Source organism: Bacteroides propionicigenes (assembly GCF_018390535.1).
In the GTDB taxonomy this organism is placed as follows: Bacteria; Bacteroidota; Bacteroidia; order Bacteroidales; family Bacteroidaceae; genus Bacteroides; species Bacteroides propionicigenes.
Genome location: NZ_JAHBBW010000001.1, coordinates 63,115 through 78,461, shown reverse-complemented (window position 1 = coordinate 78,461; position 15,347 = coordinate 63,115). Strand labels below are relative to the sequence as shown.

14 protein-coding genes are annotated in these 15,347 nt (G+C 45.7%); 13 read left to right on the top strand and 1 reads right to left on the bottom strand.

The genetic code is table 11. From position 1 onward, the window contains the following. Window positions 1-19 precede the first annotated feature (19 nt). The 13 genes from KG118_RS00380 (at window position 20) to KG118_RS00320 (ending at window position 14,177) form a co-directional block, all read left to right on the top strand. Window positions 20-1,339 carry a tetratricopeptide repeat protein gene (locus KG118_RS00380; RefSeq protein ID WP_117712895.1) on the top strand — a complete coding sequence of 440 codons (1,320 nt, stop codon included), beginning with the start codon at window positions 20-22 and terminating at the stop codon, window positions 1,337-1,339. Between the two features lie 4 nt (window positions 1,340-1,343). After that, window positions 1,344-1,970, top strand: a complete 627-nt coding sequence (gene lptC / locus KG118_RS00375; protein WP_117712894.1) for an LPS export ABC transporter periplasmic protein LptC — start codon at window positions 1,344-1,346, stop codon at window positions 1,968-1,970. Between the two features lie 4 nt (window positions 1,971-1,974). Next, complete coding sequence (locus KG118_RS00370; protein ID WP_117712893.1) at window positions 1,975-3,231, top strand: hemolysin family protein; 1,257 nt, start codon at window positions 1,975-1,977, stop codon at window positions 3,229-3,231. Window positions 3,232-3,354: 123 nt separating this feature from the next. Continuing rightward, complete coding sequence (locus tag KG118_RS00365; RefSeq protein ID WP_117712892.1) at window positions 3,355-5,493, top strand: peptidylprolyl isomerase; 2,139 nt, start codon at window positions 3,355-3,357, stop codon at window positions 5,491-5,493. Between the two features lie 153 nt (window positions 5,494-5,646). Further along, entirely contained in the window at window positions 5,647-6,684 is a 1,038-nt protein-coding gene (rlmN, locus tag KG118_RS00360) for a 23S rRNA (adenine(2503)-C(2))-methyltransferase RlmN (protein ID WP_117712891.1), read from the top strand. Window positions 6,685-6,753: 69 nt separating this feature from the next. Then, window positions 6,754-7,812, top strand: coding sequence for a DUF4837 family protein (locus KG118_RS00355; protein ID WP_117712890.1), 1,059 nt, complete (start codon window positions 6,754-6,756; stop codon window positions 7,810-7,812). Window positions 7,813-7,814: 2 nt separating this feature from the next. Continuing rightward, entirely contained in the window at window positions 7,815-8,912 is a 1,098-nt protein-coding gene (gene pdxA, locus KG118_RS00350; RefSeq protein ID WP_117712889.1) for a 4-hydroxythreonine-4-phosphate dehydrogenase PdxA, read from the top strand. Window position 8,913: 1 nt separating this feature from the next. Next, window positions 8,914-10,167, top strand: a complete 1,254-nt coding sequence (locus KG118_RS00345) for a sigma-54 interaction domain-containing protein (protein ID WP_117712888.1) — start codon at window positions 8,914-8,916, stop codon at window positions 10,165-10,167. Beyond that, a complete protein-coding gene (locus tag KG118_RS00340) occupies window positions 10,154-10,678 on the top strand; it encodes an LptE family protein (RefSeq protein WP_117712887.1) in 525 nt (174 codons plus the stop codon). The genes KG118_RS00345 and KG118_RS00340 overlap by 14 nt, the downstream gene beginning before the upstream one ends. A gap of 7 nt (window positions 10,679-10,685) precedes the next feature. Beyond that, window positions 10,686-11,474: a tetratricopeptide repeat protein gene (locus KG118_RS00335; RefSeq protein WP_117712886.1), complete on the top strand. Its 789-nt coding sequence runs from the start codon at window positions 10,686-10,688 to the stop codon at window positions 11,472-11,474. A gap of 4 nt (window positions 11,475-11,478) precedes the next feature. Beyond that, the gene (secG, locus tag KG118_RS00330; RefSeq protein ID WP_117712885.1) at window positions 11,479-11,874 is read left to right on the top strand and encodes a preprotein translocase subunit SecG; all 396 of its coding nucleotides are present in this window, start codon (window positions 11,479-11,481) and stop codon (window positions 11,872-11,874) included. A 279-nt stretch (window positions 11,875-12,153) separates the two neighbouring features. Further along, a complete protein-coding gene (locus KG118_RS00325) occupies window positions 12,154-13,818 on the top strand; it encodes an MFS transporter (RefSeq protein WP_117712884.1) in 1,665 nt (554 codons plus the stop codon). Between the two features lie 8 nt (window positions 13,819-13,826). Next, a complete protein-coding gene (locus KG118_RS00320; RefSeq protein ID WP_117712883.1) occupies window positions 13,827-14,177 on the top strand; it encodes a PqqD family protein in 351 nt (116 codons plus the stop codon). Between the two features lie 34 nt (window positions 14,178-14,211). Here the strand turns inward: KG118_RS00320 and KG118_RS00315 are convergent, their stop codons facing one another. Further along, complete coding sequence (locus tag KG118_RS00315; protein WP_117712882.1) at window positions 14,212-15,264, bottom strand: DUF4831 family protein; 1,053 nt, start codon at window positions 15,262-15,264, stop codon at window positions 14,212-14,214. Between the last annotated feature and the right edge of the window lie 83 nt (window positions 15,265-15,347).

Sequence of the window (15,347 nt, the reverse complement as noted above, 5' to 3'; positions counted from 1 at the left end):
CAACTAAAAATTAAATACAATGAAAATTAAAACGCTTGTCGCTGTTTTGCTCCTTTCGGGTGGAGCAACCAGCACTTTCGCACAAAGTGATTGTAATGCCAACAGTAGTATCTCGCATGAGGCGGTAAGAGCGAAAAACTATAAGGACGCCTACGCTCCTTGTATGGAAGTTCTGAAAGATTGTCCGACGCTGAGATATTACACTTATACCGATGCGCAGAAGATTCTCGTAGGCTTGATGAGCCAGATTAAGGATCGTAATTCTGCCGAGTATAAGAAGCTGTTTGATGAGCTGATGGCTGTACATGACCAGAAAATGAAGTACATTCCTGAGTTTGCTACGAAAATGAAGGGTGTGCCGAGTGTAGCTTCTGCACTGGGTACGAAAGCTGTGGATTATCTGCAATATTCACCGGCTCCGGATTTGAATCAGGCTTATGCTTGGCTGAAAGAATCGGCTGAGACTGCCAAGGGTGAATCGGACGGTGCCGTACTGCACTATTTCATTGATGTGTCCATGCAGAAAGTAAAGGCGGATACAAACCATACAGACCAATTCTTCCAGGATTATATCAACGCTTCACAGTATGCTGACGATGCTATCGCAGCCGAAAACAATCCTAAGAAAAAGTCGGTTCTGCAAACAATCAAGGATAACTTGGTAGCTATGTTCGTAAACAGCGGTGTAGCCGATTGTGAGTCTTTGCAGAATATTTATGGTCCGAAAGTTGAAGAAAACAAATCAGACTCCGCTTTCTTGAAGAAAACTATCACTATCTTGAAGATGATGAAGTGTAATGAAAGCGAAGCATACTTTAAGGCTTCCGACTATTTGTATCGCGTTAATCCGAGTGCCGATGCAGCTGTAGGTGTAGCCTATATGTACTATAAGAAAGGCGACTATGATACTGCCGTGAAGTACTTCGATGAAGCGCTGGGTATGGAAACCGACAACTCGAAGAAAGCTGAAATGGCTTATGCTACCGCAGCCGCTTTGTGGCAGGCAAAGAAACTGTCTCAGGCAAGAACTTATGCCCAGAAGGCTATCAGCTTCAACGAAAGCTACGGTGAACCTTATATCTTGTTGGCTCAAATGTATGGTTCAAACCCCAACTGGAGTGACGAACCTGCATTGAACAGATGTACTTACTATGTAGTTATCGACAAACTGCAACGCGCCAAAGCCGTAGACCCGAGCGTTACAGATAAAGTAAATGAACTGATTTCAACCTATGCACGTCATACTCCGCAGGCCAAAGACCTCTTTATGTTGGGTTACAAAGCCGGTGACCGTATCACGATTGGCGGTTGGATTGGTGAGTCTACAACCATCAGATAAGAATATGTCGCTACAACCCAACGTTGTCGAACATAAGCATATGAGCATAACCATTGCCCTTGGGGTGATGGTTATGCTTCTTTTATTTTCTTCCTGTTCCGGACGCAAAAAAGAAATGGGAGCTGCCATTACCGAGCGTGATTCGTTGCCGGTTATGGATACCAAGGGGGTTACAACACTGATTTCCGACTCGGGTATCACCCGTTATCGTGTCAACACGGCGGAATGGCTGATTTACGACCGTAAGAACCCGCCTTACTGGGCGTTCGAGAAAGGTATTTATTTGGAGAAATTCGATTCCGTATTCCATACGGAAGCCAGCATCAAAGCCGATACGGCCTATTATTATAATAAGAAAGAGCTGTGGAAACTGATGGGGAATGTGCACATACAAAACCTGAAAGGCGAGAAGTTTGACACCGAACTGTTGTACTGGGACCAGAACAAAAAGCGCGTGTACTCCGACAGGCGGGTGCGCATAGAACAACCCGACCAGATAATCTATGCCATTGGCTTTGAATCGAATGAACAACTGACAAAATACCGTTTCTTTAAGACGGAAGGCATCTTTTATGTAGACGAGGATAGCGCCGCTCCTTCCGATACGTTGAGAACAGACAGCATCAAATGATATAATGGATACTATTATTTACCTGTTAATAACCATGGCTTTCTCCGCCTTCTTCTCGGGTATGGAGATTGCTTTTGTTTCCGTGGATAAGCTTCGTTTTGAAATGGAACGGAAGCCGGGTGTCACGTCGAGCATCCTTTCTTGCTTCTTCCGCAACCCGAATAATTTTATCTCCACCATGCTGGTGGGGAATAACATAGCACTGGTCATCTACGGTATCCTCATGGCACAGATTATTGAGGTGAGTCTGCTGGCAGGAATGATTGAGAATCATTTTATTATGGTGTTGGTGCAGACTGTCATATCCACGCTTATCATCCTTGTGACGGGTGAGTTCCTGCCAAAGACCTTGTTCAAGATTAATCCGAACCTGATGTTGCGGGTCTTTGCGGTTCCTTTGTTTATCTGTTACGTCGTTTTGTTTCCTGTATCAAAGTTCGCTTCCGGGTTGTCCTATCTCTTCTTGCGCCTGTTTGGCATGAAGATAAACAAGGAAGCGTCCGACAAGGCATTCGGTAAAGTGGATTTGGACTATTTTGTCCAGTCGGGCATAGAGAACGCCACCAATGAGGAGGAACTGGATGCGGAAGTGAAAATATTTCAGAATGCGCTTGATTTTTCCAACATAAAGATACGCGACTGCATAGTTCCCCGTACGGAAGTGGTGGCTGTGGATGTGACCGCTTCGCTTGAGGACTTGAGAAACTTGTTTGTGGAATCGGGCATCTCCAAGATTATTGTATATGACGGCAATATAGATAATGTAATCGGCTATATCCACTCCTCCGAGATGTTCAGAAACCCGGCGGACTGGAGAAACAACGTCAAGGAAGTACCCATTGTGCCCGAAACGATGGCGGCGCACAAGCTGATGAAACTCTTTATGCAACAGAAGAAGACGATTGCTGTCGTTGTAGATGAATTCGGCGGTACATCCGGCATCGTCTCTTTGGAAGACTTGGTGGAGGAAATATTCGGCGATATTGAGGACGAGCACGATAACACTTCTTACATCTGCAAGCAAATAGACGAACATGAATATGTATTGTCCGCACGCCTTGAAATAGAGAAAGTAAACGAAACATTCAATCTCGAACTGCCGGAATCGGATGAATACCTTACGATAGGCGGGCTGATACTGAACCGTTATCAAAGCTTCCCGAAGTTGCATGAAGTGGTCGTTATCGACGAATATCAGTTCAAGATAATTAAGGTGACAGCCACTAAAATAGAGTTAGTGCGGTTGAAAGTCACGGAATAATTTCGTTTCAGCGTAAATTTTTAAAGAATAAATAGATGCGTATTAGCATTTTTTGTATCTTCGTGCGCTAAAATGAACTTTGGAAAGAAAATAATAATAAACAAATAATTCATATTAACTAAAATGGCAACATTACAAAACATTCGGTCTAAAGGGCCCTTATTGGTGATTGTTATTGGTTTGGCGCTGTTTGCCTTCATCGCGGGAGACGCGTGGAAAGTACTTCAGCCGCACCAGTCACAAGATGTAGGTGAAGTGAACGGGGAAACAATTTCCGCTCAGGATTTTCAAGCATTGGTAGAGGAATATACGGAAGTCGTGAAATTTTCCAGTGGCTTGAACGCTTTGAGCGATGAACAAACCAATCAGATTAAAGACGAAGTATGGAGAGCATACGTAAACAATAAATTAATTGAGAACGAAGCTGCAAAACTGGGCTTGACTGTTTCTAAGGCTGAACTTCAGGCTATTATTGATGCCGGTGTACATCCGATGCTGCAACAGACTCCGTTCCGCAATCCGCAGACCGGCGCTTTCGACAAAGATATGCTGAAGAAGTTCTTGGTGGATTACTCTAAAATGAACAAGGCTCAAATGCCGGCTCAATATGCAGAGTACTACAACTCTATGTACAACTTCTGGGCTTTTGTAGAGAAGTCGCTCGTACAGGCTCGCCTGCAAGAAAAATACCAGGCTTTGATTACAAAGTCTCTCTTCTCTAACCCCGTTGAAGCGGAAGATGCTTTCAATGCACGCGCAGACCAGTCTGACCTGTTGCTGGCAGCCGTTCCTTATTCCTCTATTGTAGATTCTACAATCGTTATCAAGGAATCTGACCTGAAAGAGGCCTATGACAAGAAGAAAGAACAATTCAGACAATATGTGGAAACCCGCAGTATCAAGTATATCGATGTACAGGTTACTGCAAGTCCGGAAGACAAAGCGGATATTCAAAAAGAAGTGGAAGAATACACTGCACAATTGGTAGAGACTTCTTCCGACTATGCAAACTTTATCCGCTCAACCGGTTCTACCCAGCAATATGTTGACTTGTATTATACAGACAAAGCGCTGCCTTCTGATGTTGTTGCCCGTTTGGATTCTGTGAAGGTAGGCGGTGTTTACGGTCCTTACTATAATGCATCGGACAATACAATCAACTCTTTCAAGAAATTGGCTGCTACCGCTATGGCCGACTCTATCCAGTACCGTCAGATTCAGATTGCAGCTGAAGACGCTGACAAGACCAAGACTTTGGCGGACAGTATCTATACAGCCATCAAGGGTGGAGCTGACTTTGCGGAAATTGCCAAGAAGTACGGTCAGACAGGTGAATCGACTTGGATTTCTTCTGCCAACTACGAAGGCGCTCAGGTGGACGGTGACAACCTGAAGTATATCACAGCTATCACGACTTTGGGTCAGAACGAGTTGGCTAACCTTGCTTTAGGTCAGGCAAACGTTATTCTTCAAGTTATGAACAAGAAGGCTGTGAAAGATAAATATAAAGTAGCCGTTATCAAGCGTCCGGTTGAGTTCAGCAAGGAAACTTATAGCAAGGCATACAATGACTTCAGCCAGTTCATCGCTACCAACAATACGTTGGAAAAGCTGGCTGCCAATGCCGAAGATGCCGGTTACAGACTGTTGGACAGAGCTGATTTGTATAGCTCGGAACATACCATCGGTGGTGTGAAAGGAACAAAAGAAGCCTTGAAATGGGCATTTGGAGCGAAAGCCGGTGAAGTTTCCGGTCTGTACGAATGCGGCGAAAGCGACCATATGATGGTAGTAGCCGTTACGAGCATTGTTCCGGAAGGTTACCGTCCGTTGTCTATGGTAAAAGACCAGCTGAGAAGCGAAATCCTCCGTGATAAGAAAGCCGAGAAAATTATGGCTGAAATGAAAGCTGCCGGTGCGACTTCTTTCGACCAATATAAGAATATGGCGAACGCCGTTAGCGACTCTGTAAAGCACGTAACTTTTGCTGCTCCGGCTTACGTTCCGGCATTGCGCAGTAGCGAACCGCTGGTAGGCGCTTACGCTTCAATCGCTGAATTGAATAAGCTGAGTGCTCCTATTAAGGGTAACGGAGGCGTATTCGTTCTGCAGCCTTACGCTAAGGAAAAACTGAACGAAACTTACGACCAGAAGACAGAAGAAGCTACATTGGAGAATATGCATGCACGTATGGCAGGCCAGTTCATCAATGATTTGTATCTGAATGCCGATGTGAAAGATAATCGCTATCTGTATTTCTAAGAAAGGAAGAATAAAGTTATAATACTTGGGAGAGCCGTTCGATAAATGTCGAACGGCTTTTTCATTTGTGCAACTTTATTCCTACCTTTGCAAAAGATAACTTAATGTGATTAGTTACATCAGCGTATTTGAATCAGTAAAAAGACAATCAGAATGAAACAACCTCTATTAGGGCTTACATTAACCGAACTGAAGACAGTGGTGAAGAATCTGGGAATGCCCGGATTTGCGGCCAAACAGATTGCTTCATGGCTATATGACAAGAAGGTGGCTTCCATAGACGAAATGACGAATCTGTCGTTGAAACACAGGGAGTTGCTGAAAGAAATCTATGAGGTGGGAGGTGAAGCGCCGGTAGATGCCATGCGCTCTGCAGACGGTACGGTGAAGTATCTGTATCGTGTGGGAGACGGGCATTATGTAGAGGCTGTTTACATCCCGGACGAGGATAGGGCTACGCTGTGCGTATCTTCCCAAGTGGGGTGTAAGATGAATTGTAAGTTCTGCATGACAGGCAAGCAAGGCTTTACCGCTAACTTGACCGCCAATCAGATTGTCAACCAAATAAATTCTCTGCCCGAACGCGACAAGCTGACCAATGTGGTTATGATGGGTATGGGAGAGCCGCTGGATAATCTTGACGAGGTGCTGAAAGCATTGGAGGTGATGACGGCCTCCTATGGTTACGGTTGGAGCCCGAAACGGATTACACTCTCTTCCGTAGGGCTTCGTAAGGGGTTGCAGCGTTTCATTGAAGAATCGGACTGCCATTTGGCAATCAGCCTGCACTCGCCCGTACCCTTGCAACGACGCGAACTGATGCCTGCCGAGAAAGCCTTCTCCATTACCGAGATTGTAGAACTGTTAAGAAACTATGATTTTAGCAAACAGCGCAGACTATCCTTCGAGTATATTGTTTTCAAGGGAGTGAACGATTCGTTGTTGTATGCCAAGGAGTTGCTGAAGCTGTTGCGCGGGTTGGACTGTCGCATCAACCTGATTCGTTTCCATGCTATCCCCGGAGTTGATTTGGAGGGCGCCGATATGGAGACGATGACGACGCTTCGCGATTATCTGACATCGCATGGATTGTTTACTACGATTCGGGCTTCCCGCGGTGAAGATATATTTGCTGCGTGCGGTATGCTTTCAACGGCCAAACAGGAAGAGAATAAAGAAGAATTAATATAAATTATTAACTTTGGCGTCAAGCTTATATGGCTTTTTCGTAGCTTTGTAAAAACTAAAATACATAGATATATGAAGAAACACCTGTTTTATTTGAGTATGGCCCTGATACTTGCACTGTTTTCGGCGTGCGGTAACGGCAAGAAGGGTGTGTTTACTCCGACATCCAGCGGTCGGGCGTATGAAATTTTGGTAGTGGTTGATCAAGGGTTGTGGGAGCGTCCTGCGGGTCGTGCCCTTTACAATGTACTTGATTCTGATGTACCGGGCTTGCCCCAGTCGGAACGTTCATTCCGTATAATGTATACTTCTCCGGCAAATTATGACTCTACCTTGAAGCTCATCCGTAATATTATAATTGTGGAGGTGAACAAGGATTTGTACACGCAGCCCAAGTTCAAGTATGCGAAAAACGTATATGCCGCTCCGCAATCCATCCTGACTATCCAAGCACCGGACGAAGCCTCTTTCGAGAAGTTTGTCGAAGAAAACAGACAGGTAATCGTAGACTTCTTTACCCGTGCCGAGATGAACCGTCAGATTTCAGTGTTGGAGAACAAGCATAATGACTATGTTTCTACGAAAGTAAAGAGTATGTTCGACTGTGACGTATGGGTTCCCGGTGAACTGACCGCAACCAAACAGGGAGAAAATTTCTTCTGGGCAGGTACGAATGCGGCTACCGGAGACCAGAACTTCGTTATCTACTCTTACCCATATACGGACAAAGATACATTTACGAAAGAGTACTTTGTGCATAAGCGCGACTCTGTGATGAAAATCAATATCCCCGGTGCGAGAGAAGGTATGTACATGGAAACCGACTCGTTGATGACGGATGTGCGTCCTATCAATGTGCAAGGCGAATATGCTTTGGAGGCCCGCGGCCTGTGGCGTGTGAAGGGTGACTTTATGGGTGGCCCGTACGTTTCCCATGTCCGTTTGGACAAGGCTAATCAGCGTATTATCGTATCTGAAATATTTGTATACTCACCCGACAAGCTGAAGCGTAACTTGGTGCGCCAGATGGAAGCGTCATTGTATACGCTTAAGTTGCCCGGAAGCAAACAGGAAGGAAACGAAATGCCTTTGGCAGTAACAAAAGAAGATTCTACTAAAACAGAAAAATAAGAATGGAAGATAATAAAATAAGAGTCGGCATCACTCAGGGAGACATAAACGGAGTAGGGTATGAGGTGATTTTGAAAACGTTCTCAGACCCTACGATGCTGGAACTATGCACTCCGATTATTTACGGCTCGCCCAAAGTAGCCGCCTATCACCGCAAATCGCTGGATTTGCCGACCAATTTCAGTATTGTAAACTCGGCATCTGAAGCTGCGCCTGAGCGTCTGAGCGTGGTGAACTGTACGGACGATGAAGTGAAGGTGGAGTTCTCCAAGCCTGACCTTGAGGCGGGCAAAGCTGCACTTGGCGCTTTGGAAAAAGCCATTGAAGAGTATAAGGCGGGACTGATTGACGTTATTGTCACAGCACCTATCAATAAGCATACTATCCAGTCGGAAGAGTTTTCCTTCCCCGGACATACGGAGTATATCGAGGAGAAGTTGGGTGACGGCAGAAAGGCTTTGATGATTCTGATGAAAGATGACTTCCGGGTGGCGCTGGTGACAGGTCATATCCCCGTAAGAGAGATTGCATCGACTATTACCAAAGAATTGATACAAGAGAAACTGGTAATCTTCAACCGTTCGTTGAAACAGGACTTCGGTATCGGAGCGCCGCGCATTGCCGTACTTTCTCTGAATCCGCATGCAGGCGATGAAGGTCTGCTGGGTACGGAGGAACAGGAAATAATCAGTCCTGCCATTAAAGAACTGGCGGACAAAGGTATGTTGTGCTACGGTCCATATCCGGCTGACGGTTTTATGGGTTCCGGTAACTTTACCCATTTTGACGGCGTACTGGCGATGTACCATGACCAGGGACTTGCCCCGTTCAAGGCATTGGCAATGGACGAAGGCGTGAACTATACAGCGGGACTTCCGGTGGTGCGTACTTCACCTGCGCATGGCACAGCCTATGACATTGCGGGAAAGGGACTCGCTTCCGAAGATTCTTTCCGTCAGGCTGTCTATGTGGCAATCGACGTGTTCCGTAACCGCTTGCGCGAGAAGGAAGCACACGCCAACCCTCTGCGGAAACAATATTACGAAAGACGTGACGACAGTGATAAACTGAAACTCGATAGTGTAGAAGAAGATTTGTAGTATGACGAAAGCGGAAATACAACAAGTAAAATTACGTTTTGGCATCATCGGCAATAACGAGGCACTGATGCGTGCCATTGATATTGCCATTCAGGTAGCCCCTACCGACTTGTCGGTGCTGATTACCGGAGAGAGTGGTGTGGGTAAGGAGAGCTTCCCGCAGATAATCCACCAATACAGCCGGAGAAAGCATGGACAATACATTGCCGTAAACTGTGGCGCCATTCCCGAAGGTACGATTGATTCGGAACTCTTCGGTCATGAGAAAGGCGCTTTTACAGGTGCCATCGGTGAGCGGAAAGGTTACTTCGGTGAAGCGGACGGCGGAACGATTTTCCTTGATGAAGTGGGCGAACTTCCCATGCCTACGCAAGCCCGTTTGCTTCGTGTGCTCGAGACGGGCGAGTTTATCAAGGTAGGTTCGTCGAAGGTGGAAAAGACGAATGTACGCATCGTAGCCGCTACCAATGTGAATCTTACGCAGGCTATTGCCGACGGACGTTTCCGCGAAGATTTGTACTACCGTCTCAACACAGTGCCCATTCAGGTTCCGGCTTTGCGCGAACGTGGAGAGGACGTGGTGCTGTTGTTCCGCAAGTTTGCATCGGACTTCGCCGAGAAGTACCGTATGCCTGCCATCCAGTTGACGGAGGATGCCAAGCAACTGCTGCTGGCATATTCATGGCCCGGTAACGTACGTCAGCTGAAGAATATAACGGAACAGATTTCCATCATCGAAACCAACCGTGAAATTAACGCTTCTATTTTGAAGAACTATCTGCCCGAACAAAACAATGCACAGCGTTTGCCGGCACTGTTTGGCGTGAAGAACGAAAGCAAGAGCTTTGAGAGCGAACGAGAAATATTGTATCAGGTGCTTTTCGATATGCGTCAGGATGTAACCGAACTGAAGAAACTGGTACACGAGATTATGACCGAACGGGCGGCTGTGGGAAATCAGGCTGTAACGCCTGCCGCTTACTATACGCCTGCCCCTGCGGTGGTGGCTTCTGTGCCTGCTGCCGGTGTGCCTACCATAATACATCCTTCCGTAAAGCCGGCTTCTGAAGTGGATGATGATATTCAGGATACGGAAGAATACGTAGAAGAGTCTCTTTCATTGGACGAAGTGGAGAAGGAGATGATACGCAAGGCTCTTGAAAAACATCACGGAAAACGCAAAAGTGCGGCTAAGGATTTGAACATATCGGAGCGCACGCTATACAGAAAGATAAAAGAATATGGATTGGATTAAGAAAATAACACTGGTATCAGCGTTAGCGGGTTTGGTGTGCGTGGTAGCTTCCTGCCGCATCTCCATGGGACTTGCCCCGATAAGTTCTATTGATTACAGTAAAGTAAAGACCATCACGATTGCCGAATTTCCTAACCGTGCTGAATTTGTGTACGCTCCCATGACTACGGAGTTCAACCAGAAGCTTAAGGATATGTTTATCCAACAGACGCGTCTGCAACTGGTGAACGCTAACGGTGATTTGGAAATAGATGGTGAGATAACCGGTTATAACCAATATAACGAGGCTGTAGCTGCCGACGGCTTTTCTTCTAAAGTGAAGCTGACCATGACTGTCAACGTGCGTTATGTGAACAACACGAACCACGAGGAAGACTTTGAACAACAGTTCTCCGCCTTCCAGACTTACGATTCGTCCTTGCTGCTGACTGACGTACAGGATGACTTGATAAGCAAGATGATAAAAGATATCACGGAACAAATATTTAATTCAACCGTAGCTAACTGGTAATCGAAGAATGACTTCTGCCTATTTGCAACAATGGATACAGCATCCTGAAATGTTGAATAAGGATACCTTGTACGAACTTCGCACATTGGTGGTCCGCTATCCTTATTTCCAGTCGCTCCGGCTGTTATACCTCAAGAACCTCTATTTGCTGCACGACATTACATTCGGTGCGGAACTGCGTAAAGCTGTATTGTATGTGGCCGACAGACGTGTATTGTTCTATCTGATAGAAGGAGACCGCTACACCCTGAAATCCCGGAAGCCGTCGTTGCTTTCTTCCAAAGTGCTGGAAGAAGAGCCCAGCGTAGACCGTACGCTCTCCTTGATAGATGCTTTTCTGGCAACTGTTCCCGAAGAACATTCGCAAACTACCGAACTGAATTATGCAATGGACTACACTACCTATCTGCTGCAAGACAACGGACAGGCTGATTCGGAATCGGCCGATGGGCAAGAAATTCCTAAATTGCGCGGACACGAACTGATAGACGGTTTTATCAATAAGAGCGAATCGACGGAAATGCCTGTGCTTGAAAGACCGGTATGTCTTGAGGAAGAACCGGAAACTTCGGACGAGGAAGAAGAAACATCGTTTGAAGAAGAGGTCGTAGAAGAAGGCATGGATGACAGCTGTTTTACAGAAACTTTGGCAAAAATCTACATTAAACAGCGAAGATATGATAAAGCACTTGAAATTATTAAAAAATTAAGTTTGAATTATCCAAAAAAAAATGCTTACTTTGCAGACCAAATCAGATTTTTGGAGAAATTGATTATTAACGCTAAATCAAAATAACAAAATGTATTTATTATTAGTTATCTTAATGGTGATTGCATCCGTGCTGATGTGTTTCATTGTGTTGATTCAGAATTCCAAAGGCGGTGGTCTGGCTTCGGGCTTCTCATCATCCAATCAAATCATGGGTGTACGCAAGACTACTGACTTTCTGGAAAAGGCAACATGGGGCCTCGCTGTATTTTTGGTGGTGATGAGTGTTGCTTCCGCTTACGTCATTCCTTCGGTTTCTCACAAGGGCGGTGATGTAATTCTGGAACAGGCACAGCAAGAAGAAAAAACAAACCCGTACAATATGCCCGTAGGTACGGCTGCTCCGCAAGCTGAACAACCGGCTGAAACGGCTCCTGCAACAACAGCTCCGGCGGCTACGGATGCTGCAGAACCGGCTGCCAACTAATATTCGAGAAATTATTTCGTTTCTTGACAGGTGGGATTGTACAATTTATATTGTGCAATTCTGCCTGTTTTTATTTATTGTCTTTTATATTTAGTTACTTTTGTAACCGGATACTTATTAAAAGCTAATATTTATTATACCATCTGTCATTCAGAGCGTAGCGAAGAATCTACTCTCTTGATGTTTACACGGGGAAGAGATTCTTCGCTACGCTCTGAATGACGGATAGCATCATGATATATAAACCGAATTTAATCAATCATTTATTATAATATTGTAATGACAACTACTGACAAGATTCACCAGACGCTACGCGATTCGGCAGGTATGCGCTGGTTTGTGCTACTGCTTTTAGCATTCGCCATGTTTTGTTCATATATCTTTATGGACATACTTTCACCTATTAAAGACCTGATGCAGTCTACACGCGGTTGGGATTCAACGGCATTCGGTACGATGCAGGGTTCTGAGACTTTTCTTAATGTATTTGTGTTCTTCCTTATTTTCGCAGGTATTATCCTCGACAAAATGGGAGTACGCTTCACTGCAATCCTTTCCGGAGCTGTGATGCTTGTCGGTGCCACCATTAACTGGTATGCGGTGACAGACGCTTTTCAGACAAGCGGACTTCAGACTTGGTTTACCAACAATCTGAACTATATCCCCGGTTTTGACGAACTGGGCATTTCACCATTCTATAAAGGTATGCCGGCATCAGCCAAGTTTGCAGCAATAGGTTTCATGATTTTTGGCTGTGGTGTCGAAATGGCGGGTATTACTGTATCCCGTGGTATCGTTAAGTGGTTCAAAGGCCGTGAGATGGCTCTTGCCATGGGTTCGGAAATGGCCCTTGCCCGTTTGGGAGTTGCCACTTGCATGATATTCTCTCCGGTATTTGCCAAGTTAGGGGGCGTTATCGATGTTTCCCGTTCGGTGGCATTTGGCGTTGTATTGTTGCTGATTGCACTTATCATGTTCATTGTCTATTTCTTCATGGATAAAAAGCTGGATGCGCAGACCGGTGAGGCTGAGGAGAAGGACGATCCGTTTAAGATAAGCGACCTCGGTACTATTCTGTCAAGTAGCGGATTCTGGTTGGTGGCGTTGCTTTGCGTGCTCTATTATTCAGCCATATTCCCGTTCCAGAAGTATGCCGTGAATATGTTGCAATGCAATCTGGTATTCAAGGAAGTACCTTCCGATTCTTTCTGGGCCACCAATACGGTGACGATTCTCCAGTATTGCATCATGCTGGTTGTTGCAGGCGCTTCTTTTGCAAGTAATTTTATGAAGAAAGTAAGCATGAAGTACGGCTTGCTTACCCTTGCCGGGGTATTGTTGGTTGTCTTCTGCTACATGGGCTATATGCGCCAAAGTGCAGAAACGGTGTTTGCCGTATTCCCCTTGCTGGCTGTGGGTATAACCCCGATACTTGGTAACTATGTTGACCATAAAGGTAAGGCGGCTTCGATGCTGATGATTGGTTCCATGCTGCTTGTGCTTTGCCATCTTACTTTTGCATTTGTACTTCCGGAATTCAAAGACAATGCGGTAGGAGGTGTCATGATAGCTTATCTTACTATCTTGGTGCTTGGAGCAAGTTTCTCACTGGTTCCCGCTTCTTTATGGCCCAGCGTACCCAAACTGGTTGATGCCAAGATTATAGGTAGTGCTTATGCGCTTATCTTCTGGGTTCAGAATATCGGTCTTTGGCTCTTCCCGCTTCTTATCGGAAAGGTGCTCGACAAAACCAATACGCAGCTTGTTGCTGACTTGAAGAATGGCGTGATTACTCCGGAAGAGGCTGCCGTATCGTATGACTACACCGCACCGCTTGTGATGCTTGCCTGTCTTGGCGTTGCTGCTTTGGTGCTGGGATTTATCCTCAAGATTGTCGATAAGAAGAAAGGACTTGGTTTGGAAGAACCCAACATCAAAGATTGATAACGATAATGTCAGGGACAAACGGAAAAGTAAACTTATTGGATGTTGTTCCCGCCCGGTGCGGACACATCACAACCGAATGGGAAGGGGAGTGCGCAGTGCTCTCCTTTCCCCGGTTTAAATATGACTGGATGCGGCGTTTCTTATTGCCGAAAAGTATGTCGGCTGATATTCATGTGAAACTGGAAGAGCATGGAACTGCCGTATGGGCTTTGATAGACGGACAGCGGACTGTGCAGGAAATAATCACTCTGCTTGCCGAACATTTTCAAAATGAATCTGATTACCCTTCCCGCGTCACGACTTATATTACGCAGTTGCAGAAGGATGGGTTTGTGCAGTTGAAAGTTAAAAGTTGAGAGTTGAAACTTTCAACTCTCAACTTTTAACCCTTTAATTGTTTTCTCTGTCTACTTTTATCAGCCCGCCTGTAGCTGTATCGAACAGCACTTTCACAGTGGAATTTTTGTTGAATAATACGGGCGCAAGGTATTCTATCGTACCGAACTGCGTGATGGGCAGTTCACCGTCAAATAATTTTTTGTTGTTGCCTGTCAGTGTGATATGGGCACGTCCCGGAACGTTGTAGGCGATTCCGTCTACTTTCTTTTTACCGTCGTCTTCGGGAATGGCGGGAGTTTTCATATCAGTTACGGAAATATAATACGGTTCGCCTGCCAAATCATCATTGGCTACTACGCCTAATCGCTTGGAAAAGCGGAAAGCCACTTCGTTGTTCATTTCTTTAGGTGTGATACGGATAGTGAACGTCTGAGGTTCTTCTTTCAAGGTACCGGAGAACATTTCTGTCATGGCACGCTCCTGCAGGTTCAGGTTGTCGAGCATGATTCTGAGTTGTGCTCCGTCCTGCGGCATATTGTCGGCTTCGCCACGAAGAAGGGCGTTCTTGCTTTCGCGGATGTTGTAGATTTCTTTGGCTACCAACTCCGCCATTTTAGCTCTGGAGCTTGCCATGAGTATCTCTTCCGTCAGAAACTTACGCGGGTCTATAATCTCTTGTGCGGCAGCGGTTATCTTGGTTGCCGGTATTGTGCGGTTGCTGAGCGGCATATTGATGGAACGTACGATGCCGTCTTCGGTAAGTTCCATTAGCGGGGCTACGGTCTTGTCTTTCAGCTTGACGAAGTAGACATTATCTTTGTCGGGCACGCCTGTAACACGTGTTTGCAACTTATCGATGGTCCAATAGATATCCGGGTCGGCAGACACATTGCTCATGCGCAGGTAGCGGTCTGCATACTTGCAGAACTCTCCGGGCATATACGTGTGTTTGGTAGCTTCCACTACAATCTCTATTTCGGTTTTGGGCAGGAGATAAGTTACTCCGTAGTCCTTACCGCGCATTATGCCGGTGCTGACATCCGTTTGGGCATAGGTGCTTGTGGCTATTAAAAGCCCGGCAAGCCATATCATCTTTTTCTTCATATTTCTCTGTCTGTTTATAACTGTGAATTAAAAAACAAAGTTAACGAAGTTCTTTATTCCCGGAACCCATTTACGAAAGATTA